General features: G+C 69.0%; 23 protein-coding genes. 20 read left to right on the top strand and 3 right to left on the bottom strand.

Annotated features, from left to right (window positions below; genetic code table 11):
* The first annotated feature begins 19 nt into the window (after positions 1–19).
* The 11 genes from hpt (at position 20) to panC (ending at position 9,951) form a co-directional block, all read left to right on the top strand.
* Positions 20–571, top strand: coding sequence for a hypoxanthine phosphoribosyltransferase (gene hpt, locus G6034_RS08890; protein ID WP_176634745.1), 552 nt, complete (start codon positions 20–22; stop codon positions 569–571).
* 174 nt (positions 572–745) lie between these two features.
* The gene (gene ftsH, locus G6034_RS08885; protein ID WP_176634744.1) at positions 746–2,821 is read left to right on the top strand and encodes an ATP-dependent zinc metalloprotease FtsH; all 2,076 of its coding nucleotides are present in this window, start codon (positions 746–748) and stop codon (positions 2,819–2,821) included.
* Between the two features lie 110 nt (positions 2,822–2,931).
* A complete protein-coding gene (gene folE / locus G6034_RS08880; RefSeq protein WP_176634793.1) occupies positions 2,932–3,492 on the top strand; it encodes a GTP cyclohydrolase I FolE in 561 nt (186 codons plus the stop codon).
* Positions 3,493–3,498: 6 nt separating this feature from the next.
* Positions 3,499–4,485, top strand: a complete 987-nt coding sequence (gene folP, locus G6034_RS08875) for a dihydropteroate synthase (RefSeq protein WP_176634743.1) — start codon at positions 3,499–3,501, stop codon at positions 4,483–4,485.
* The gene (folB, locus tag G6034_RS08870) at positions 4,482–4,853 is read left to right on the top strand and encodes a dihydroneopterin aldolase (protein WP_176634742.1); all 372 of its coding nucleotides are present in this window, start codon (positions 4,482–4,484) and stop codon (positions 4,851–4,853) included. Before folP ends, folB begins: the two co-directional genes overlap by 4 nt.
* A complete protein-coding gene (gene folK, locus G6034_RS08865) occupies positions 4,850–5,383 on the top strand; it encodes a 2-amino-4-hydroxy-6-hydroxymethyldihydropteridine diphosphokinase (protein ID WP_176634741.1) in 534 nt (177 codons plus the stop codon). The genes folB and folK overlap by 4 nt, the downstream gene beginning before the upstream one ends.
* Before the next feature lie 99 nt (positions 5,384–5,482).
* Positions 5,483–5,986: a DUF3180 domain-containing protein gene (locus tag G6034_RS08860; protein WP_176634792.1), complete on the top strand. Its 504-nt coding sequence runs from the start codon at positions 5,483–5,485 to the stop codon at positions 5,984–5,986.
* Between the two features lie 73 nt (positions 5,987–6,059).
* Complete coding sequence (locus G6034_RS08855) at positions 6,060–6,557, top strand: PH domain-containing protein (RefSeq protein ID WP_343038001.1); 498 nt, start codon at positions 6,060–6,062, stop codon at positions 6,555–6,557.
* Positions 6,554–8,032 carry a PH domain-containing protein gene (locus G6034_RS08850; protein ID WP_176634739.1) on the top strand — a complete coding sequence of 493 codons (1,479 nt, stop codon included), beginning with the start codon at positions 6,554–6,556 and terminating at the stop codon, positions 8,030–8,032. The genes G6034_RS08855 and G6034_RS08850 overlap by 4 nt, the downstream gene beginning before the upstream one ends.
* Complete coding sequence (locus G6034_RS08845) at positions 8,022–8,945, top strand: Rossmann-like and DUF2520 domain-containing protein (protein WP_176634738.1); 924 nt, start codon at positions 8,022–8,024, stop codon at positions 8,943–8,945. The genes G6034_RS08850 and G6034_RS08845 overlap by 11 nt, the downstream gene beginning before the upstream one ends.
* 79 nt (positions 8,946–9,024) lie before the next feature.
* On the top strand, positions 9,025–9,951 hold the full coding sequence (panC, locus tag G6034_RS08840; protein WP_176634737.1) for a pantoate--beta-alanine ligase: 927 nt from the start codon (positions 9,025–9,027) through the stop codon (positions 9,949–9,951).
* Positions 9,952–10,009: 58 nt separating this feature from the next.
* On the opposite strand, the gene G6034_RS08835 is transcribed toward panC, so the two are convergent.
* Genes G6034_RS08835 through uriH form a run of 3 tightly spaced genes read right to left on the bottom strand, consistent with a single transcriptional unit; the run spans position 10,010 to position 13,370 of the window.
* A complete protein-coding gene (locus G6034_RS08835) occupies positions 10,010–10,963 on the bottom strand; it encodes a PfkB family carbohydrate kinase (protein WP_176634736.1) in 954 nt (317 codons plus the stop codon).
* Complete coding sequence (gene uriT / locus G6034_RS08830; RefSeq protein WP_246295508.1) at positions 10,960–12,390, bottom strand: uridine transporter UriT; 1,431 nt, start codon at positions 12,388–12,390, stop codon at positions 10,960–10,962. Before uriT ends, G6034_RS08835 begins: the two co-directional genes overlap by 4 nt.
* Positions 12,387–13,370 (bottom strand): uridine-preferring nucleoside hydrolase UriH, encoded by a 984-nt coding sequence (gene uriH / locus G6034_RS08825; protein ID WP_246295506.1) that lies wholly within the window; start codon positions 13,368–13,370, stop codon positions 12,387–12,389. The genes uriT and uriH overlap by 4 nt, the downstream gene beginning before the upstream one ends.
* Positions 13,371–13,558: 188 nt before the next feature.
* On the opposite strand from uriH, the gene G6034_RS08820 reads away from it, so the two are divergent.
* From G6034_RS08820 to dhaM, 9 genes are all read left to right on the top strand, one after another.
* Complete coding sequence (locus tag G6034_RS08820) at positions 13,559–14,635, top strand: LacI family DNA-binding transcriptional regulator (protein WP_246295502.1); 1,077 nt, start codon at positions 13,559–13,561, stop codon at positions 14,633–14,635.
* Between the two features lie 129 nt (positions 14,636–14,764).
* Positions 14,765–16,213 carry a lysine--tRNA ligase gene (lysS, locus tag G6034_RS08815; RefSeq protein ID WP_176634788.1) on the top strand — a complete coding sequence of 483 codons (1,449 nt, stop codon included), beginning with the start codon at positions 14,765–14,767 and terminating at the stop codon, positions 16,211–16,213.
* 13 nt (positions 16,214–16,226) lie between these two features.
* A complete protein-coding gene (locus G6034_RS08810) occupies positions 16,227–16,388 on the top strand; it encodes a hypothetical protein (RefSeq protein WP_176634735.1) in 162 nt (53 codons plus the stop codon).
* 83 nt (positions 16,389–16,471) lie between these two features.
* Positions 16,472–16,807: a histone-like nucleoid-structuring protein Lsr2 gene (locus G6034_RS08805; protein WP_176634734.1), complete on the top strand. Its 336-nt coding sequence runs from the start codon at positions 16,472–16,474 to the stop codon at positions 16,805–16,807.
* A gap of 194 nt (positions 16,808–17,001) precedes the next feature.
* A complete protein-coding gene (locus tag G6034_RS08800) occupies positions 17,002–19,491 on the top strand; it encodes an ATP-dependent Clp protease ATP-binding subunit (protein WP_176634733.1) in 2,490 nt (829 codons plus the stop codon).
* Positions 19,492–19,621: 130 nt separating this feature from the next.
* Positions 19,622–20,143, top strand: a complete 522-nt coding sequence (locus G6034_RS08795) for an amino-acid N-acetyltransferase (protein WP_343037996.1) — start codon at positions 19,622–19,624, stop codon at positions 20,141–20,143.
* 156 nt (positions 20,144–20,299) lie between these two features.
* Positions 20,300–21,298 (top strand): dihydroxyacetone kinase subunit DhaK, encoded by a 999-nt coding sequence (dhaK, locus tag G6034_RS08790; RefSeq protein WP_176634732.1) that lies wholly within the window; start codon positions 20,300–20,302, stop codon positions 21,296–21,298.
* The gene (gene dhaL / locus G6034_RS08785; protein WP_343037995.1) at positions 21,299–21,979 is read left to right on the top strand and encodes a dihydroxyacetone kinase subunit DhaL; all 681 of its coding nucleotides are present in this window, start codon (positions 21,299–21,301) and stop codon (positions 21,977–21,979) included. It abuts the gene before it with no gap.
* The gene (gene dhaM / locus G6034_RS08780) at positions 21,976–22,704 is read left to right on the top strand and encodes a dihydroxyacetone kinase phosphoryl donor subunit DhaM (RefSeq protein WP_176634731.1); all 729 of its coding nucleotides are present in this window, start codon (positions 21,976–21,978) and stop codon (positions 22,702–22,704) included. The genes dhaL and dhaM overlap by 4 nt, the downstream gene beginning before the upstream one ends.

The following is a 22,704-nucleotide window of genomic DNA, read 5'->3' as shown; positions in this document are numbered from 1 at the left end:
TCACAATCAGGAGCCATTGGTGGATTCACACGACGTCCAAGCCGATCTCAAACACGTTCTTTACACCAAGGAACAAATCCAAAGCCGCGTTGCCGAACTGGCCGCACAGATCGATGCGGACTACGAGGGCCGGGACGTCCTGCTGGTGGGGGTGCTCAAGGGAGCCGTCATGGTCATGGCCGACCTCTCCCGCGCCCTCCACAGCCACGTGACCATGGACTGGATGGCGGTGTCCTCCTACGGCTCCGGCACGCAGTCCTCCGGCGTGGTCCGCATCCTCAAGGACCTGGAAACGGACCTCATGGGCAAGCACGTGCTGATCGTGGAGGACATCATCGACTCCGGCCTGACGCTGTCCTGGCTCAAGGCCAACCTGATCTCCCGCGGCCCGGCCACGGTGGAAATCTGCACGCTGCTGCGCAAGCCCGAGGCCGCCAAGGTGGAGATCGACGTCAAGTACGTCGGCTACGAGATCCCCAGCGAATTTGTGGTGGGCTACGGCCTGGACTTCGCCGAGAAGTACCGCAACCTGGACTTCATCGGCACCCTGGCCCCGCACATTTACGAGTAATTCCCCTTTCCGTGCCCCCGCCGCACTTCTTTATGCCCAGAGGGAACTATTAAGCGCTCCCGTGCGTGTTGACATACGAACGGTGTAAAGCTTGTAGCGCGGGAATGCGGCTGTGCTTGAAAGTCTTTACACACATTGGTTGAGCGGGAGGGACGGGGCGCAGCCTCAGAACACATGAACGTCAAGAAACTCTTCAAGGGTCCATTCATCTGGATCATTGTGGTGGTGGTGCTCATCGGCGCCGCCCTGGCCACGTTGACCGGGGGCGGACAGAGCAAGATCGACACCTCCGAGGCGCTGACCCTGCTCAAGAACGATCAGGTGGTCTCCGCCAAGGTCTTTGGCTCCGAGGGCCGTGTGGACATGGTGCTCAAGAACGACTACACCACCGCGGACGGCACCAAGGCCGGCAAGGACGTGCAGTTCTACTTCGGCGCCTACCGGGCCCCGACGCTGGTGGCCGCCATCGACAACGCGGGGCTGAAGTCCTTTGACGACCAGCCGGCGTCGAACAACTTCTGGTCCAGCATCCTCTCGCTGCTCATCCCGATGGTCCTCATCGGGCTGATCTTCTGGTTCCTGTTCGCCCGCATGCAGGGCGGCGGCTCCAAGGTCATGCAGTTCGGCAAGTCCAAGGCCAAGCTCATCACCAAGGACCACCCGCAGGTCACGTTCAACGACGTGGCCGGTGCCGACGAGGCCGTGGAGGAACTTCACGAAATCAAGGAATTCCTGCAGGATCCGGGCAAGTTTGCCGCAGTGGGCGCCAAGATCCCCAAGGGCGTGCTGCTGTACGGCCCTCCCGGGACGGGCAAGACCCTGCTGGCGCGCGCCGTGGCCGGTGAGTCCGGGGTGCCGTTTTATTCGATCTCGGGCTCGGACTTTGTTGAAATGTTCGTCGGCGTGGGCGCCTCCCGTGTCCGCGACCTCTTTGAGCAGGCGAAGACCAACTCCCCGGCCATCATCTTTGTTGACGAGATCGACGCCGTTGGCCGCCACCGCGGGGCCGGCATTGGCGGCGGCAACGACGAACGTGAGCAGACCCTCAACCAGCTGCTCGTGGAAATGGACGGCTTTGACGTGAAGACCAACGTCATCCTCATCGCCGCCACGAACCGCCCCGATGTCCTGGACCCTGCCCTGCTGCGCCCGGGACGCTTCGACCGGCAGATCTCCGTCGACGCCCCGGACCGCCTGGGCCGTGAGCAGATCCTGAAGGTCCACGCCAAGGGCAAGCCCATGGCGCCCGGCGTCGACCTTAACGCTGTGGCAAAAAAGACGCCAGGTTACACCGGCGCGGACCTGGCCAACGTCCTGAACGAGGCGGCCCTCCTGACGGCCCGCTCCAACGCCCAGCTCATCGACGACCGGGCCCTGGACGAGTCGATCGACCGCGTCATGGCCGGGCCGCAGAAGCGCACGCGCGTCATGAAGGAGCTGGAGCGCAAGATCACCGCCTACCACGAAGGCGGGCACGCCCTGGTGGCGGCGGCCATGCACAACACGGCCCCTGTAACCAAAATCACCATCCTGCCCCGCGGCCGCGCCCTGGGCTACACCATGGTGGTCCCGGAGGACGACAAGTATTCGGTTACCCGCAACGAGCTGCTGGACAACATGGCCTACGCCATGGGCGGGCGCGTGGCGGAGGAAATCGTCTTCCACGACCCCTCCACCGGCGCCTCCAACGACATCGAGAAGGCCACCGGCACCGCCCGTGCCATGGTCACCCAGTACGGCATGAGCGAGCGTGTTGGCGCGGTAAAGCTGGGCACCGGCGGGGGCGAGCCTTTCCTGGGCGCCAGCGCCGGCCACGACCGCGACTACTCCGAGTCGGTCGCCGCGATCGTTGATGCCGAGGTCCGCAAGCTCATCGACCAGGCCCACGACGACGCCTATGCGGTCCTTATTGAAAACCGCGACGTCCTGGACCGCCTGGCCCTGGAACTGCTGGAACGCGAGACGCTGAACCAGGCGGAAATCGCCGCGATCTTCTCCGACCTCCGCCGCCCCGCCCAGCGCGAGGTGTGGCTGTCCAAGGCCACCCGCCCGGTCTCCGACGTGCCCCCCGTGATCACGGACAAGGAGCGCCGGGACGCCTTGGCCGCGGGGGAGCCGCTGCCTGACTCCCTGTCCCCGCAGGAACAGCTGGCCGGCGCCCACTTGCAGGGTGACGTGGACGCTCCGGGCCGCTCCCCGGGCATCGACCTGGGCCAGGGCGGCGGCGAACAGCTCCCCGGCCGCCGCTGATTGCGGATAAGATCTCACCCGTGACCACTTTCGACGACGAACCCGACTACGTAGCGCCCGGCACCCTGGGCGCCGCGGCGGGAGCACCTTCCGACGGCCACGGAGGGCACATGGACCTGCCGCGCATTGAGGCGGCGGTCCGGGAAATCCTGCTGGCCGTGGGCGAGGACCCGGACCGCAGCGGCCTGGCAGAAACGCCCAGGCGGGTGGCCAAGGCCTACGCCGAAGTGTTTGCCGGCCTCCACCAAAACCCGGGCGACGTCCTGGGCACCACCTTCGACATCTCCCACGAGGAAATGGTCCTGGTGAAGGACATCCCCTTCTACTCGACCTGCGAGCACCACCTGGTGCCGTTCCACGGCAGCGCCCACGTCGGCTACATCCCGTCGTCGGACGGGCGCGTGACCGGGCTGAGCAAGCTGGCCCGGCTGGTGGACATCTATGCCAAGCGCCCCCAGGTCCAGGAGCGCCTCACCAGCCAGATCGCAGACTCGCTGGTGGAGCACCTCAAGCCGCGCGGCGCCATCGTCGTCATCGAATGTGAACACATGTGCATGTCCATGAGGGGCGTGCGCAAGCCAGGGGCCAAGACCGTCACCAGCGCGGTCCGCGGCCTGCTCCACGAGCCCGCAACCCGGGCCGAGGCCATGAGCCTGATTCTCGGAAGGTAACACCCTATGGATTCCCTCGCAGCCGCCCCCGGGACGGGCCCGGCCACCTCGCCGCTGCCCGTCCTGCGCGCGCGCACCTCCGTGGCGACGTTTGACCGCCTGCCCTCCGACCGCACCGTGGTCATGGGCATCCTCAACTGCACCCCGGATTCCTTCAGCGACGGCGGGGACTACAACTCCCTCGACACTGCCATCTCGCACGGCCTGCGCATGTTCTACGGCGGCGCGGACATCATCGACGTCGGGGGCGAGTCCACGCGCCCCGGCGCGGAGGACGTGGATGAGGCCGAGGAACAGCGGCGCATCATGCCTGTCATCGAGGCCCTCGCCAAGGCCGGCGCCCTGGTCAGTGTCGACACCCGCCACGCCTCCACCGCGGCCCTTGCCATCGACGCCGGTGCCGGGCTGATCAACGACGTCTCCGGCACCCACGTCCACCCGGACATGATCGCCCTGATCGCCGAACGCCAGGTCCCCTACGTGCTCATGCACAGCCGCGGCGACTCCCGCCACATGGACGCGCTGACCCAGTACGACGACGTCGTCGAGGACGTGGTGCGCGAGCTCGCCGAGGTCCGCGAACGGTTCTACGCAGCCGGCGTCAAGGCCGACAAGCTCATCGTGGACCCCGGGATCGGCTTCTCCAAGAACGCCGAGCAGAACTGGGAGCTGCTGGCCAACCTGCACCGCGTGGCCGAACTGGGCAACAGGGTCCTGGTGGGCACCTCCCGCAAGCGCTTCCTCGGTTCCCTGCTGACCACGGCCGGCAAGGCGGCCGCGCCCAAGGAGCGCGACGACGCGACGTCCGCCACCACCGCCCTGGCCGCCGCCCAGGGCATCTGGGGCGTCCGCGTGCACGACGTCGGCGCAAGCGTTGACGCCGCGAAGGTCGCCGCCCGGATGCTGGTGGGCAGGCGGAACCGCGAGGCCCGCCGTGCCGAGCTGGAGAAGGCCGGCGCCGCACGGGCCGAACCCGCACGGGCCGCGCTTTGAACCGGCCGGACACCATCACCCTGACGGGCATCACCGCCATTGGCTACCATGGCGTGTTTGGGCATGAAAAGCGTGACGGTCAGCCGTTTGTGGTGGACGCCGTCCTGCACACCGACGTCAGCGCCGCCGCGGCCACGGACGACCTCGCCAAGACCGCGGACTACGGCGCCGTGGCGGAGACCATCGCCGGACTGATCCGCGGCAAGTCGTTCGACCTGATCGAGACGCTGGCCGTGCGCACCGCCGAGGCGATCCTGGCGGGCTTCCCGGTCATCAGCGCCGTGGAAGTAAGGGTCCACAAGCCCAAGGCGCCCATCCAGGTCCCTTTCGGCGACGTGGAAATCAACGTCTTCCGGAGCCGGACGTGACGCCCGCCCGGGCCCTGACCCGGGCCATCCTGGCCCTGGGAAGCAACCTGGGCGAGCGCCGCGGCACACTCTCGGCCGCCGTCGGCGACCTGGTTGACCGCCCCGAGGTGCGCCTGGTCGACGTGTCCCCCGTGGTGTCCACCAAGCCCGTGGGGGGCCCCGAGGGGCAGCCGGACTTCCTGAACATGGTCATCGCCGTGGACACCACCCTCGACCCGCTCGAACTGCTGGCGCACTGCCAGGCAGTGGAACGGGCGCACCACCGGGAACGGAAGGTGCGCTGGGGGGCGCGCACGCTGGACATCGACATCATCAGCTACGGGGACATGCGCAGCCAGGACCCGGCCCTGACGCTGCCCCACCCGCGCGCCGCGGAACGGGCCTTCGTGCTCTACCCCTGGGCACTCATGGACCCGAACGCAACGCTGGACGGGCGTCCCGTGGCGGAACTGGCCGTCGCGGCCGCGGACATGCCCGGCATCGGGCACGCCGAACTGGAGCCACTGGGCGGCGACGGCCTCCCGGCCTAAACCGGCAGGGCCCCGGCCTGCCCCGCCGTGGCAATTAAACTGTACGGTTGAGGTAGCACACGGAACGCAAGGATCGGGTGAGGGAAAATGAGGAGCACGATGCGGACCATCCGGCCTGCATGGCTTGTTGTGGCAACAGTCGTCCTGGGCGTGGCGGGGTGGACCGCCGCGGAGCTCACCTCGCGGGCCAGCCTGCCACTTCCCGTGCTGCCCTTCAGCTCACTGGCCACCATGGGCCTGATCGTGGTGGTCTGCCTGATCCTGGGGTTCAAGGTCCGCCACTGGCGCGACGGGCATCGCGACCGCGTCCTGGACCCCCTGGTGGCCGCCCGCACCCTGGTCCTGGCCCAGGCCTGCGCCTACGCCGGGGCCGTGCTGCTGGGCTGGCACCTGGGCATCCTGGTGGACCAGCTGGACACGATCCCCCTGCGCGGGGACCTGGGCCCCATCTGGAACATCGCCGCCCTGGGCGGCGGGGGCATCGTCATGATGGTGGTCGGCCTGGTGGTGGAACGCTTCTGCAAGCTGCCGCCCGAAGACACCGACGCCGGCAGCACGCCGCGGCCAAAGCGCGAAGGCCGCGGGGAGGAAGAATTTGCCTAGCCAATCCAGCCCGGCCACACCCGTCCCGCCCGGCGCCCCGCCGGTCCCGGTCCCGCCCGCCCACGCCAGCGCCATCGACCCCGAGGGCGTGCCGTTCCGGCGTGTCTCGGACAGGCTCACCACCCTCCGCCTCATTGAGCGCGGCCTGGGCGGGCTCGTCTTTCTGGCCGCCGCCTCGCTGCCGCTGGTGCTCAGGCTTGCCGGCGTCTGGGGCGGCTATCCGGCCTGGCTGGCCTGGGCGCTGCCGTCCGCCGTCCTCGCGACCGTGCTGTGGGTGCTGGCCCTGGTGCCCCGCCAGGTGCGTGCCATCGGCTATGCCGAACGCAACGACGACCTGCTGGTCCGCCACGGCATCATGTTCCACCGGGTCATGGTGGTTCCGTACGGGCGCATGCAGTACGTCGACGTCACCATGGGGCCGCTGGAGCGGATGCTGGGGCTGAGCAGCGTCCACCTTCACACGGCGTCCCCCGGAACCAACGCCGTCCTTTGTGGCGTGCCGGCGGCCGAGGCCGCCCGGCTCCGCGAGCAGCTCTCCGCCCGCGGCGAGGCGAAACTGGCCGGGCTGTGAGCGCGGCCTTTACCGGCGGCGCCTTCCACACCGACAGTGCCGATTCCTGGCACCGCGTCCACCCCGTCTCACCCCTGGTGCGCGGCTGGGTGGCCGTGGCCGCCGTGCTGTTCATCTTTGGCCGCAACGCCCTCGACTCGCTGTTCACGGGCCGGCCGGACGGGCGGGGCATTTCCGCCGGCGCACCCCCGGCGGTCATCGCGGCGGTGGTGGGCGCGGCCATCGTCGTTTTCGGGACCGGCTTCTTCCTGTCCTGGCGCTTCACCCGCTACCAGGTGACGGACGAGCACGTCCACATCAACTCCGGCATCATCTTCCGCCAGCAGCGCCGCGCCCGGATCGACAGGGTCCAGTCCATCGACGTGGTCCAGCCGCTGGTGGCCCGCGCGTTTGGGCTGGCGGAGCTGAAATTTGACGTGGCAGACGGCGGGAAGTCGGCGTTCAGGCTCTCCTTCCTCAAGCTGGACGAGGCCAAGCGCCTGCGCGCCGCCATCCTGGCCCGGGCCGCCGGCGTGGCGGTGGATCCGGACGCGCCGGACCAGGTCACCGAGGCGCCCGAACAGCACGTGCTGGCGCTGTCCCCCGGGCGCATCATCGGCGCCACGGTGTTCAGCAGCCTGAGCATCGTTGCCCTGCTGGTCCTGTCCGGCGCCGTCGCCCTGACGGCCTGGAGCGGGGAAATCGGCGTGTTCATAGGCTTCGTCCCCGTCTTCATCGGCGTGGGCGCGTCCTACTGGAAGGCCATCACAGGCGACTACAACTTCCGCGTGGCGCTCTCGCCCGACGGCGTCCGCCTCCACTACGGCATGCTCGAGACCCGTGCGCAAACCATCCCGCCGGGCCGCGTCCAGGCCGTGGGCATCAGCCAGGGCCCCGTCTGGCGGCCCTTCGGCTGGTACCGGGTCCACGTCAACGTGGCCGGCTACGGGGACGACCGCTCCGACCACGGCAACCGGACGGTGCTGCTGCCGGCGGGCACGCTTGAGGAGGTCATGGCGGTGCTGGCGCTCGTGTTCCCCGACCCCGGCGTGGACAACCCCGTGGACGTGTTCACGGCCGGCCTGCGCGGGCCAGGCAACCGGCACGGATTTGTCCATTCGCCGCGGTCCGCGCGGTGGATCGACCCCCTCGCCTGGCGCTACAACGCCTACCGGGCCACGTCCACGGCCCTGCTGTGCCGCCACGGGGTCATCTTCCGGCGCCTGGAGGTGGTGCCCCACGAGCGCACGCAGTCGCTGAGCCTGCGCCAGGGGCCGCTCATGGCCGCGCTCGGCCTGGTCGACTTTGAGCTGCACTCCACCGCGGGACCCATCAAGCCTGTGGTGCACCACGTGGCGCTGGACGCCGGCCGCCGCCTTTTCGACGACCAGGCCGCCCGCGCCGCCACCGCCCGCCGCATCCACAGTGCCGAGCACTGGCTGGCGACGGCACCGTCCGCCACCCCCGACCCCCAGGAGCAGCAACATGCCAATTAAGCCCGGCCGCCTTGGCATTGGAATCATCGGCGCCGGCAAGGTCGGGGCCGTGCTGGGGGCCGCCCTGCGCGCGGCGGGGCACGCCGTCGTCGGGGTGTCCGCGGTGTCGCAGGCCTCCCTGGAACGGGCCGAACTGTTGCTGCCCGGGGTGCCGGTGCTGGAGATCGCGGACATTGTGGAGCGCTCCGAACTGGTGCTGCTCGCGGTGCCGGACGACGCCCTGCCCGGGCTGGTCTCCGGCCTGGCCAAGACCAGTGCCTGGCAGTCCGGGCAGCTGGTGGCGCACACCTCCGGGCGGTATGGCACGGGCGTGCTGGCGCCGGCCAAGGCCGCCGGCGCCATCGCCCTGGCGCTGCATCCGGCCATGACGTTCACGGGCATGAGCCTGGACCTTTCCCGCCTGGCCGACTGCTGCTTCGGCATCACCGCGGAGCCGGCCATGCTGCCGATCGCCCAGGCGCTGGTGGTGGAGATGGGCGCCGAACCCGTGGTCATTGCCGAGGCCGACCGCGTCCTGTACCACGCGGCCCTGGCCCATTCCGCGAACCATCTGGTCACCATCGTGGCGCAGGCGGCGCAGGTCCTGGGCGACATTGGCGTGGAGGCACCCAACCAGGTCCTCGGCCCGCTGCTGCGCGCCGCGCTGGAGAACGCGCTGTCCTCGGGCGAATCCGCACTGACGGGGCCCGTGGCCAGGGGCGACTCCGGCACCGTCGCGTCCCACACCCAGGCCCTGCGCGAGCACGCCCTGGACACCGGGTCCGCGGACATCCTCGACGCCTACGTGGCACTCTCTTCCGCCACGGCGGCCCGGGCCGCCCGTCGCGGCCTGCTGTCCGCCGAGTCCTTCCTGGGCGTCCAGGCCGCCCTCACCGCGGACGACGCCGGACCCTCCACCGGGCCGGGCGGCTGACGCTTCCCCGCCGTCCCCGGCCCGGACAGCCGGGCAGGTCCACACAGCCCGCCGCACACAACTGAGGAACACGATTGACATGGGCATCACCACGGTTTCGACCATCGCCGAATTGAAGGCACTCAGCGCGCAGCTGCTGGCCGCGGCCCCGGGGCCGGCCGGCCACGGCGGCGGGACGCTGGGGCTGGTCCCCACCATGGGCGCGCTCCACCGGGGCCACGCGGAACTGGCCAGGGCCGCCGTGGCGGAGAACGCCGTCGTGGTGGCCAGCGTGTTTGTCAATCCGCTGCAGTTCGGCGACCCGGTGGACCTGGAGCGGTACCCCCGGACCACGGAGGCGGACCTCGCCGTGCTTGACGCCGCGGGCGTGGACATCATGTTCGCCCCGCCGGTCGAGGAAATGTACCCGGGCGGCGAGCCGGCCGTGCGCGTCACCGCGGGAAGGCTGGGGGAGCTGTACGAGGGCGCGTCGCGGCCCGGCCACTTTGACGGCGCCCTGACCGTGGTGGCCAAGCTCCTCCACGCGGGCCGCCCCGACACCGGACTTGCGCCGGCCGATCCCGCCGGGCGGCAGTCCTACCGGGCCTATTTTGGCCAAAAGGACGCCCAGCAGCTCGCCCTGGTGCGGCGCATGGTGGCGGACCTGAACTTCCCCGTGGACATTGTGCCCGTGCCCATTGTGCGCGACAGCGACGGGCTGGCGCTCTCCAGCCGGAACCGCTTCCTGTCCGACGGGGAGCGCGATGCCGCCCTGGTCCTCTCCCGCGCCCTGCGGCTGCTGCGCCGCCGTGCCGACGCGCACGAGCCCCTGGACATCCCCTCCGCCGAGGAACTGGTCCACATGACGCCCGGCGTGGAACTCGACTACCTCGAGGTGGTGGACCCTGGGACCCTGGCGGCCCGGGCTGAAAACTGCCAGGACACGCCCTTCACCGGCCAGGCGCTGGCGCTCATCGCCGCGCGGGTGGGCCCGGTCCGCCTCATCGACAACGTCACGCTCGGGTAGCGGGGCGCGATGGGCCCACGCAGGATGACGAAACGGACATTTGAGGTCGATATCGGCCTCAAATGTCCGTTTCGTCATCCGGGGTCGCGGTGGCCACTTCCGCGGCTGACGGGTAGGCGGCCTGCGTGCCCTTCCGGGTGGCGGCCAGCGCGGCCGCCACCGAGGCGTAGCGGGCCGCCGCCGCCAGGGAGTCGCCGGCCGCGAGGCGGGCCGCGACGGCCCCGGTGAAGGCGTCGCCGGCACCGGTGGTGTCCACGGCGACCACCTTTGTCGGGGCAATGCGCACCACCGGCTCGGCCGTGTTGGCCGCATCCAGCACCACGGAACCGGCCGCGCCCAGTGTCACCAGGACCCTGGCCAGGCCGCGGCCGGCAAAGGCCCCGGCGGCGGCGAGCCAGTCCGCGACCGGGGCGTCCGCCGGCGGCATGTCCAGCCCGCCCAGAAACTGGGAGGCCTCGTGCGCATTGACCAGCAGGACGTCCGTGAGGTGCGCCAGCGCGGCCCCAACCGGGGCGTAGGGCGAGAGGTTCAGGAGAACGGTTGCCCCGGCGTCGTGGCCGGCCTGGGCGGCGGCCCGGACGGTCCCCAGCGGGACCTCCAGGCACAGGCAGACGACGCCGGCGCCGTCGAACAGGGCAGGGTCCATCGCGTCGGGGGACAGCGTGCCGTTGGCGCCGGCGGAGATGATGATGCTGTTCTCGCCGCTGTCCTCCACGGAAATGACTGCCACCCCCGTGGGCTCCGCGACCCTGCGGACATGGCTGACGTCCACGCCGGCGCCCGCGGTGGAAGCCACCAGCATCTCTCCGTTGGCGTCCCGGCCCACGGCGCCGACCAGCGTGACGCGCCCGCCCAGCCGGCTGGCGGCCACGGCCTGGTTGGCGCCCTTGCCGCCGGGGTTCACGGCGAAGCCGCTGCCGTGCAGGGTCTCGCCGGGCAGGGGCAGGCGTTCGCAGTAGATGGTGAGGTCGGCGTTGAGCGATCCCGCCACCACGATCCTGGAGTCGGTCACTCGGCGACCTCCGCGTCGACGGGCTGGGGCACCAGCAGGGAGGCGGCGAAGGCGGCCATGGTGATCGCGAGGGCCACCACGACGACGGTCAGGTAGGAGCCATGTCCGCCCAGCGGCGCCGTGGCGACCAGGATGGCCGGCAGGACCAGGAAGCTCAGGCCGGCGCCAAGGTTGAAGGCGCCGGCGTTCATGCCGGGCAGGAAGCCGGGGTTTCCTGCGGGGGAGAGCACCACGCCAAGTCCGTTGAGCATGATGTTCACCGTACCGGCGTACATGATGCCCAGCAAGACCGTGCCGGCGATCATGAGCGGCAGGCTGTGCAGGCCCAGGAAGCCGATGACGGCCAGGGCCGCCGCGCTGCCCGCCAGGCCGATCCGCAGCATCTTTGTGTAGCCGAGCACGGGTGCCAGGCGGCCGGTGATGGGCCCGAACACCCAGCCGAGCAGGGCGTACGGGGTCAGGATGATCAGGCTCATCTCGGTGGCGCCGATGTTGAAGCCGGGATCGGCCGCCTGGACGTAGGCGGGCACAATGCCGTTGATGACGGCGAAGATGCCGGTCATGGTCAACGTGGTGGTCAGCAGGGGAGCCCAGGTGGAGCGCTGGCGCAGGTGCGCGATTTCCACCATGGGCTGCCGCGACCGCTTTTCCACGGCCCAAAACGCCATGAACGCGGCCACCGCCACGGCGGCCAGGGCAAGTGAGGCCAGGAGCGGGCCGGCGGTGACGCCGCCCACCAGTTTCGTGGCCTCGTTGAGGGCGGTGAGCAGCGCGCCGACGGCGATGACGATGCAGGACACGCCCAGCCAGTCCATTTTGGTGCCCTCGCCGGGCTTGCTTTCCCCGGCCAGCACGAACAGCAGGAGCGTGGCGACGGTGGCGATGGCCACCATGAGCCAGAAGATGCTGCGGAAGCCGAAATGCTCGGCGAAGTAACCGCCCACAAACGAGTCGATGCCGGCGATGCCGCCGTTGACCGCGGTGATCAGGCCCATGAGGGCGCCGTATTTCTTCGGCTCCTTGACGGCGGAGCGCAGCATGATCAGGCACAGCGGAACCGTGGGCCCGGACACGCCCTGGATGATGCGGCCGACAAACAGCCAGGTGATGTCCGGGGCCATGGCCGAGACCACTGAGCCGATCCCCATCAGGGCCATCATGCCGATGAGCACCTTCCTGCGGCCGATGATGTCGCTGAGGCGCGGCAGAAACAGGGAGAACACGGCGGCGGCGGTGAAGAACCAGGTCTGGGACAGGCCGATGGCCGCCTGGTTGGTGTGCAGTTCCTCGCCCATGGTGACCAGGGCGGGGCTGAGCATGGATGCGTTGAGCTGAAAGGCGACGCAGGCGGTCAGCAGCGCCGCCATCAGTGCAGTGACGTTGCCGGAGCCCTTGCGGATGCCGGCCATGGCGGTTGCCGGGCTCATGCGTCCACCTCGCCAATGCGCACCAGGGCTTCGGTGACCAGGTTCCAGAATTTGCCGTGGTCCAGGTCCACGGCCACGGAGGTCTTGCAGTCCGCCGGGGCCGGGGCACGGAAGTCGGCCACGGTCATGCCGAGCGTCAGGGTGCCTGTCAGCTCAATGTCCACGGGCACCTTGCGGGTGGTCATGACGGTGGGGTCGATCACGTAGGCGACGGCGCAGGGGTCATGGACCGGCGGGTGGTCAAAGCCCTGGGCGTCCTTGTACGTCTTGGTGAAGAACTCCATCAGCTCCATGACAAACTTTGCGGGCTTGGTGCCCACGGCCTCGATCCGGGCCACAACTTCGGGGGTGGCGAGCGCCTGGTGCGTGAGGTCCAGGCCCACCATGACCACGGGCCAGCCGGCGTTGAAGACAATGTGCGCGGCCTCGGGGTCGATGATGATGTTGAATTCGGCCACGGCGCTCCAGTTGCCCACGTGGCAGCCGCCGCCCATGAGGACAACTTCCTGCACGCGCTCCACGATGCGCGGCTCCTTGCGCGCCGCCATGGCAATGTTGGTCAGTCCGGCCGTGGGCACCAGGGTCACGGTGCCCGGCTCGTGGGCCATGATGGTTTCAATGATGAGGTCGACGGCGTGGCGCGGGTCGAGCTCGATCGTGGACTCGGGCTGCTCCGGGCCGTCCATGCCGCTGTCGCCGTGGATGCCGGGGGCTGTTTCAATGTTCCGCACCAGGGGGCGGTCGCAGCCGGCGGCGAACGGGACGCCCGTGATGCCGGCGATGGTGCCCACGGTCAGGGCGTTGCGGGTGACCTTTTCCAGGGTCTGGTTGCCCACCACGGTGGTCACCGCCAGCAGGTCGATGCCGGGGTTGCCGTGGGCCAGCAGCAGCGCCACGGCATCGTCGTGGCCGGGGTCGCAGTCCAGGATGATCTTGCGGGCCGGGGCGCCTGTGGTCGTTGGGGGCAGCTTCGCGTTCAATTTCTCTCCACGTCTTTGGGGCGGCAGGTCTTGGTGTGTTCCACGGGGATCCCGGGCCGTCCGGGTCTTCCAAAAATCCAGTGTGACACCCCGCGCCGAATCACGTCAAGCGCTTAACGTACTGCCCGCCCAGCGCTTGACGCAGCGCCGGGCCCGGTTATGCGGCCTTGCCCGGCTACCATCGATTCATGCACCCCGCCACAAATCCCCCCTCCGACGGCGCGCGGCCCGCCCGCGTCACGGCGGCCATGGTTGCCGCACGGGCCGGGGTCTCCACGGCCACGGTCTCCCTGGTGACGAGCGGCAAGACCGCCGGGCGGGTCTCCGCAGGCAACATTGCCAAGGTGGACAGGGCCGTCAGTGAACTGGGCTACATCGTGGACGGCCTCGGCAGCTCGCTGGCCCGGGGGCGCAGCAACATTGTGATCCTGGTGGCCCCCGATGTCTCCAACCCCTTCTTCGCCAAGGTGATCGACGGCGTCCGGGGGGAGATCGGCGACACGTTCCAGCTGCTGCTCTCCGTCACGGAGGCCGGGCGGATGCCCACGCCGGCCGTGGTCCGCAACCTGCTGTCGCTGCGTCCCGCCGGGCTGCTGGTGGACGCCCCGAGCGCCGAATTCCTGGCCGCGCTGCCGGCCGCCGGCCCAATGGTGCTGCTTGACACGGCAGGAGTGGAAAGCGCGGCGCCCGCGGTCAACTTTGACGTTGCCGCCGGCGCCGTCATGCTGGCCGACCACCTGGCCGGGTTGGGCCACACAACCGTGGCCTACTTGGACAGCACCACGGGCACCGAGACGTTCCGCGTGCGCCGGGAGGCCTTTTGCCGCCATGCCCGCATCCACGGCATGGACGTGGCGGCGCAGGCCGGCACCACCATTGACGTGGCCGCGGCCGCGCAGGCGTTTGCCGGAGCATGGCCGGAGTGGGAGCGCAAGGGCGTGACCGCCGTGGTGTGCGGGACCGACACCCACGCCTACGGCGTCCTCCAGGAGGCCCGGATCGCCAGGCTCGAGGTGCCCGGGCGGCTGGCCGTGACCGGGTTTGACGACCTGCCCTACTCGGAAACGTCAAGCCCGGGACTGACCACCGTCCGGCTGCCCGCGACCGAGCTGGGGCGTGCAGCGGGGCGGCAGCTGCTGCGCCTGCTGGCCGGGGAGGACCTGGGCGGGGCGGACGCGACCGGCCACACCCTGACCCTTGGCAGCGAACTGGTGGTCCGCGGCTCCACCGCGGGCCCGGGAACGGGGCCGGGGCAGCGGCGGTAGGCGGACCCGTCCGGCTTCCACCCTCTTCACCCCGGGCGCGGAGGGTTCATCCAGATTCAGCAACTAAACTAATGAATTGTGAGCGTAGAAAATACCGTGACCCTCGAGCCCAGCGACGTTTCCGAGCAAATGCACGTGCGCATGGAAAAGCGCGCCAAATTGCTGGAGCGGGGCGACCAGGCCTACCCCGTCGGCGTCGGGCGCACCCACACCCTCGAGGACATCCGCGCGAAGTTCCCCGCGCTGGAGGCGGACACCAGCACCGGCGAAATTGTCGGGGTGGCCGGCCGCGTGGTGTTTGTCCGCAACACCGGCAAGCTGTGCTTCGCCACCCTGCAGTCCGGCTCCGGAACGCGCCTGCAGGCCATGCTCTCACTGGCCAACGTCGGCGAGGAAGCGCTGGCCGACTGGAAGGCCCTCGTGGACCTGGGCGACCACGTGTTTGTGCACGGGGAGATCATCAGTTCCAAGCGCGGCGAGCTCTCCGTCATGGCCGATTCCTGGCAGATGGCCTCCAAGGCCCTGCGCCCGCTCCCCGTGCTGCACGCGGAGCTGTCCGAGGAAATGCGCGTGCGCCGGCGCTATGTGGACCTGATTGTCCGCGACACCGCGCGCGAGCAGGTCCGGAAGCGTTCGGCCATTGTCAAGGCCCTCCGCGACACCCTGCACGGCGAGGATTACATTGAGCTGGAAACCCCCATCCTCCAGCTCATCCACGGCGGCGCCGCGGCCCGCCCGTTCCACACCCACCTCAATGCCTTTGACCAGCCGATGACGCTGCGCATTGCCCTTGAACTTTACCTAAAGCGGGCCGTGGTGGGCGGCATGGATAAAGTGTTTGAACTGGGGCGCATTTTCCGCAATGAAGGCGTCGATTCGACCCACAGCCCGGAATTCACCATGCTGGAACTGTATGAGGCCTATGGTGACCAATTCAGCATGGCGAGGGTCATGCAGCGAATGATCCTCGCCGCCGCCGACGCCGTCGGATCACGCACCATTGCGACCGAGCGGGGCGAAATCAATCTCGACGGCGAATGGGCCTGGCTGCCCGTTTACCAAGGTCTGGGTGACGCGGTGGGACAGGAGATCACGCCCGAAACCACAGCCGTGGAATTGCGGTCCATCGCCGCCGCCCGCGGCGTAAAGGTGGAAGCCGGCTGGGATGCTGAAAAGCTGGTTATTGAATTGTTTGGCGAAATCGTGGAACCGACGCTCATCCAGCCGACGTTTGTCTGCGATTACCCGCCCTCCGCGCAGCCTTTGGCCCGCCCGCACCGCGACAAACCCCGGCTCATCGAGGCCTGGGACCTGGTTATTGACGGCAAGGAAACAGGCACGGCCTTTTCCGAGCTCATCGACCCGGTCATCCAGCGCGAACGCCTGACCCAGCAGTCACTGGCCGCCGCCGCCGGCGACCCCGAGGCCATGCAGCTGGACGAGGACTTCCTGCGGGCCCTGGAATACGGCGCACCGCCCATGGGCGGGATCGGCCTGGGCGTCGACCGCCTCGTCATGCTCTTTACCGGCGTGGGAATCCGCGAGGCCATCCTTTTTCCCCTGATGAAACCAGAGTAGAAGCGACAAGGTTATGGAATACGTTGCAGTTATCGTTCCTTCATTGGGCGTCGGCGTCCTTTTCTACTTCGCCATGAAGGCCATATTCAATGCAGACCGCTCCGAACGCGAAGCATTGGCGCAGGCTGAGCGCGAGGCCGAGCACAAGGGCGAGTTGCCAACAAAAAATCCGTGAGCAGCATTCTTTGACGTGGGATGATTAACCAAGCATAATTTTGAATGACGGTAGTTCAATTTAATGTGAGGCGAGAATTAATCATGGCACAGAAGATTCACGTAACGCTTGTCGACGATCTGGACCAAAGCCCCGCCGATGAAAACATCACGTTCGGACTCGACGGCATTAGCTATGAGATAGACCTCTCGGCGCACAATGCGGACGAATTGCGGAAAGCCCTCGCAAAGTACATTGCCGCAGGCCGGCGCGCCGGCGGCCGTGCGGTTCGCGGACGAGGACCGGCAACGGCGCCCAAGTCGAAGAGCGACGTCGCCGAAATCCGCAGCTGGGCCAAGGAAAACGGCTACGAAGTGCACGAGCGCGGCCGCATCCAGGCCGAGGTGCGCAACGCCTACTACGCGTCCCAGGGCGCCTGAGGCAGGCATGCGCGGGGCCCTTGGGGGCCCGAACGGCGGCGGGGCACCCAACGGGAGGCCCCGCCGCCGCACTTTAATCGCGCCCCATTGGCGGGCGGCGCCGAGCCTTCTTATTTCCCCTGTGGCGAACAAGCCCCCACGGCCGGCCGGCACTGCGTAGCATCAAGGTACGCAGTAGCTAGGAGTGTGGCGAAATGTTTGAGCGATTTACTGATCGAGCCCGACGCGTTGTCGTGCTGGCCCAAGAAGAGGCCCGCATGCTCAACCACAATTACATCGGCACGGAGCACATCCTGCTCGGCCTCATCCACGAGGGTGAGGGTGTTGCCGCCAAGGCCCTGGAGTCCTTGAACATTTCCCTGGACGGCGTCCGGGAGCAGGTTCAGGAAATCATCGGGCAGGGGCAGCAAGCCCCCAGCGGGCACATCCCGTTCACTCCGCGCGCCAAGAAGGTGCTGGAGCTCTCGCTGCGTGAAGCCCTGCAGCTGGGCCACAACTACATCGGCACCGAGCACATCCTGCTCGGCCTGATCCGTGAAGGCGAAGGCGTGGCCGCCCAGGTGCTGGTCAAGCTCGGCGCAGACCTCGGCCGCGTACGCCAGCAGGTCATCCAGCTGCTCTCCGGCTACCAGGGCAAGGAGCCTGTCGCCAGCGGCGGCCAGCAGCAGGAAGGCACCCCGGCAGGATCGGTGGTGCTGGACCAGTTTGGCCGGAACCTGACCCAGGCGGCGCGCGAAAACAAGCTCGACCCCGTCATTGGGCGCGAGCACGAGATGGAACGCGTCATGCAGGTCCTCTCCCGGCGCACCAAGAACAACCCGGTCCTCATTGGCGAGCCCGGCGTCGGCAAGACGGCCGTCGTCGAGGGCCTGGCCCAGGCCATTGTGCGCGGCGACGTGCCGGAGACCATCAAGGACAAGCAGCTGTACACGCTTGACCTGGGTTCGCTGGTGGCCGGCTCCCGCTACCGCGGCGACTTCGAGGAACGCCTGAAGAAGGTCCTGAAGGAAATCCGCACGCGCGGCGACATCATCCTGTTCATCGACGAGATCCACACGCTGGTCGGCGCCGGCGCGGCGGAGGGCGCCATTGACGCGGCCTCCATCCTCAAGCCCATGCTGGCCCGCGGCGAGCTGCAGACCATTGGCGCCACCACGCTGGACGAGTACCGCAAGCACATTGAGAAGGACGCCGCGCTTGAGCGGCGCTTCCAGCCCATCCAGGTGCAGGAACCGTCCGTGCCGCTGACCATTGAAATCCTCAAGGGCCTGCGGGACCGCTACGAGGCGCACCACCGCGTCTCCATCACCGACGACGCCCTCACGGCCGCGGCCACCCTGGCGGACCGGTACATCAGTGACCGCTTCCTGCCGGACAAGGCCATCGACCTGATCGACGAGGCCGGCGCCCGCCTGCGCATCCGCCGGATGACGGCCCCGCCGGAGCTGAAGGCCATGGACGTGGAGATTGCGGCCGTGAAGAAGCGCAAGGAAGACGCCATCGACGCCCAGGACTTCGAGGGTGCCGCGGCGTTGCGCGACGACGAGCAGAAGCTGATCTCCGCCCGCGCCGAGAAGGAGCGCCAGTGGAAGTCCGGCGGCCTGGATGACATTTCCGAGGTCGATGAGGAGCTCATCGCCGAGGTGCTTGCCAACTCCACCGGCATCCCCGTATTCAAGCTGACCGAGGCCGAGTCCACACGCCTGCTGAAGATGGAAGACGAGATCCACAAGCGCGTGATCGGCCAGGACGAGGCCATCAAGTCGATCTCCCAGGCCATCCGCCGCACGCGGTCCGGCCTGAAGGACCCGAAGCGCCCGGGCGGCTCGTTCATCTTCGCCGGCCCCACGGGCGTCGGCAAGACCGAGCTGGCCAAGGCCCTTGCCGAGTTCCTGTTTGGCGACGAAGACGCCCTGATCACGCTGGACATGTCCGAGTACTCGGAGAAGCACACGGTGTCCCGCCTGTTTGGTGCCCCTCCCGGCTACGTGGGCTATGAGGAAGGCGGCCAGCTGACCGAAAAGGTGCGCCGCCGCCCGTTCTCCGTGGTCCTGTTCGACGAGGTGGAGAAGGCCCACGCGGACCTCTTCAACTCGCTGCTGCAGATCCTCGAGGACGGCCGCCTGACGGACAGCCAGGGCCGGGTGGTGGACTTCAAGAACACCATCATCATCATGACCACCAACCTCGGCACGCGTGACATCTCCAAGTCCGTGGCCACCGGCTTCCAGTCGGGTTCGGACACCCAGACCGGCTACAACCGGATGCGCGCCCGGGTCACGGAAGAGCTCAAGCAGCACTTCCGCCCGGAGTTCCTCAACCGCGTTGACGACGTGGTGGTGTTCCCGCAGCTGACCCAGGACGAGATCATCGAGATCGTCGACCTCATGGTGGCACGCCTCGAGGGGCGCCTGGCGGACAAGGGCATGGGCATCGAGCTGACGCCCGCCGCCAAGGTCCTGCTGGCCACCCGCGGCTACGACCCCGCCATGGGCGCCAGGCCGCTGCGCCGCACCATCCAGCGGGAGATCGAGGACCACCTCTCGGAGAAGATCCTCTTCGGCGAGATCAAGTCCGGCGACATCGTCGCGGTGGACGTGGAAGGCGAGGGCGACGAGGCAAAGTTCACCTTCGTGGGCACGGCCAAGCCGAAGATCCCGGACGCCATCACCGCCTCCGCGTAGTCCTCGGCCAGGTTGAGGCACGACGCCGGTGCCCCGCCCTCCGGGGGGCGGGGCACCGGCGTCGTGCTTTAAGAAGCCGTGCATGCGAAAGACGGCGGTGCCGGGACGGGCGGCGTCATAGACTGAAGCGGTGACTGCCGAAACCACTGCCCTAGACATTGCCCTCCGCCCGGCCCGGACCTCGGACGTCCACGCGATCAAGGACCTGGTGGCGCCGCTGGCGCAGGAACGCATCCTGATCTCCAAGGAGACGGTCACCTATTACGAGTCCATCCAGGAATTCATTGTTGCCGAGGTCGACGGCGTCATTGTGGGCTGCGGGGCCCTTCACGTCATGTGGGAAGACCTGGCGGAGATCCGGACCCTGGCCACCGCCGACGCCTGGCGGGGCCGCGGGGTGGGGCATGCGCTCGTGGAGCGCCTGCTGGAGCACGCCCGCCGGGTCGGCGTCCACCGCGTGTTCTGCCTGACCTTTGAGGTGGACTTCTTCATCCGGCACCAGTTTGAGGTCATGGCGGACCAGGGCGCCGTGGACCCGGCCGTGTACATGGAACTGCTGCGCTCCGCGGATGAGGGCATCGCCGAGTTCCTGGACCTGGCGCGGGTCAAGCCCAACACGCTGGGCAACACCCGGATGATCCGCACGATCTGAGCCGCGGCCCGCCGGCTTCCGGGCGCCGCCGCGACCACGGCCCGGCTGCCCCTACCACGCGGCAACCGGGCCGGGTAGTGTTCAAGACAGGGGGGCACGCCCGGCTCGGCGGCCGCCACCCGTTTATGCTCACTGTTCTACTCGGAGGGTGCCGTCATGAAGAAGCTCATCAATGATCCCAAGGCTGTGGTGGAGGAATCGGTGGAGGGATTTGGCCTGGCGCATGCCGACCTGGTCACGGTCCACCCCGACCCCCTGTTTGTGTCCCGCAAGGACGCCAAGTCCGGCAAGGTGGGGCTGCTCTCCGGCGGCGGCAGCGGCCACGAGCCCCTCCACGCCGGCTACGTCGGCTTTGGCATGCTCGACGCCGCTGTCCCCGGCGCCGTCTTCACCTCGCCGACCCCGGAGGCCATCATCCCCGCGACCGCCGCGGCGAACTCGGGTGCCGGCGTCGTGCACATAGTGAAAAACTACACGGGCGACGTCCTCAACTTCGAGACGGCCGCGGAGATGGCCCAGGCCGACGGCATCGAGGTGCGCACGGTCCTGGTGAACGACGACGTCGCCGTGGAGGACTCGCTGTACACGGCCGGGCGGCGCGGCGTGGGCGGCACGGTGCTGGTGGAGAAGATCGCCGGCGCGGCGGCGGAGCGCGGTGACGGACTCGACGCCGTTGCCGCCATTGGCCGGCGCGTCAACGACAATGTGCGCACCATGGGCGTCGCCCTGTCGGCCTGCACCGTGCCGCACGCCGGGGTGCCGAGCTTTGAGCTGGCCGACGACGAGATTGAGATTGGCATTGGCATCCACGGCGAGCCCGGCCGGCACCGGATCGCCATGGAGAACGCCGACGGCATCACGGACCGGCTGCTGGAACCAATCCTGGCCGACCTCAAGCCGGCATCGGGCGACAAGGTGCTTTTGTTCGTCAACGGCATGGGCGGCACCCCGTCCAGCGAGCTGTACATTGTGTACCGGCACGCCGTGAAGGTGCTGGAAGCTGCCAACCTGGTGGTGGAGCGTTCCCTCGTGGGCAACTACATCACGTCGCTGGAAATGCAGGGCTGCTCCATTTCGGTGCTGCGCCTGGACGATGAGATGACGGCGTTATGGGACGCCCCCGTCCACACGCCGGCACTGCGGTGGGGGATGTAGGTGACGGCCACCGGCACCGGAACGACGGTGGATGCGGCCTGGGCCATCGACTGGCTGCGGCGCAGCGCGGCGGTGGTGGCGGAGCACCGCGTGGCGCTGAGTGAACTTGACCGGGCCATCGGCGACGGCGACCACGGTGAGAACCTGGACCGCGGCTTCACCGCCATCCTGGCCAAGCTTGACGAGGAGGCCCCGCCCACGCCGGGCGCAGCATTCAAGATGGCCGCGATGACGCTCATCTCCAAGGTGGGTGGCGCCGCGGGGCCCCTGTACGGCACGGCGTTCCTGCGCGCCGGCACCGCCGTGGGGGACGCGGCCGCGCTGGACTCGGCCCTGCTGGTTGCCGCGTTGACCGCGGCGCGGGACGGGGTGGTGGCGCGCGGCAAGGCGGAATCCGGCGACAAGACCATGATCGACGCGTGGACGCCGGCCGTGGACGCCGCTGCCGCGGCGGACCGATCCGCCCCGGCAGCGGTGCTCGCAGCCGCGGCGGAGGCGGCCGAGGCCGGGGCCGTGGCAACTGACCCCCTCATTGCCCGCAAGGGCCGGGCCAGCTACCTGGGCGAGCGGTCCATGGGCCACCGCGACCCGGGCGCCGCATCCTCCGCGCTGATCCTGCGTGCAGCGGCCGACGCCGCGGCCGCCGCGGCGCCGGCCGGCGCGTCCGGGACGGGCGCATGAGCGTTGGGCTGGTGATTGTCTCGCACAGCGCCCAGCTGGCCGCCGGCGTGGTGGAGCTGGCGGCCCAGATGGCCCGCGACGTTGTCCTGGTCCCCGCCGGCGGCACGGACGACGGCGGCATCGGAACGTCCCTTGACAAGGTCATGTCCGCGCTGGGGCAGGCGGACGGCGGCGACGGCGTGGTGGTGCTGACGGACCTGGGGTCCGCTGTCATGACGGCGGAGTCCGCCCTGGAGTTCATGGGAAACCCGGAAAAAATCGTCCTCGCCGACGCCCCCCTCGTCGAGGGTGCCGTGGCGGCAGCCGTGGCCGCGCAGTCAGGTGCTGCGTTGGCCGTGGTGCAGAAGGCGGCGGAGGCGGCGCTCAGCCCGGGCCCGGCATCGGCCGGCCAGGGGGCCTCCGGAGTCATTCCCGGCGCCGCGCCCGGAGCAGCGGCCGGGGGAACGGGCAGCACCGTGAGGCCCGACGGCGCCGTGACGGCGGTCCTGACACTGATCAACCCGATCGGGCTGCACGCCAGGCCGGCGGCGGCGCTGGCCGGCGCCCTGGGCGCCCTGGACGTGGACATCGACATCAACGGGGCGGACGGACAGTCGGTGTTCCTCCTCATGGCCCTCGGTGCCGGCCAGGGCACCGAACTGCATGTCACGGCCACCGGGCCCGACGCCCAGCGCGCCGTGGACCTGGTCCGCGCCGAAGTGGAAAACGGCTTCGGCGAGCTCTGA

It is taken from the genome of Arthrobacter wenxiniae (assembly GCF_013376105.1).
Lineage (GTDB): Bacteria > Actinomycetota > Actinomycetes > Actinomycetales > Micrococcaceae > Specibacter > Specibacter wenxiniae.
The sequence above is the reverse complement of the archived record's forward strand: the minus strand, read 5'-3'. Positions and strand labels throughout refer to the sequence as shown.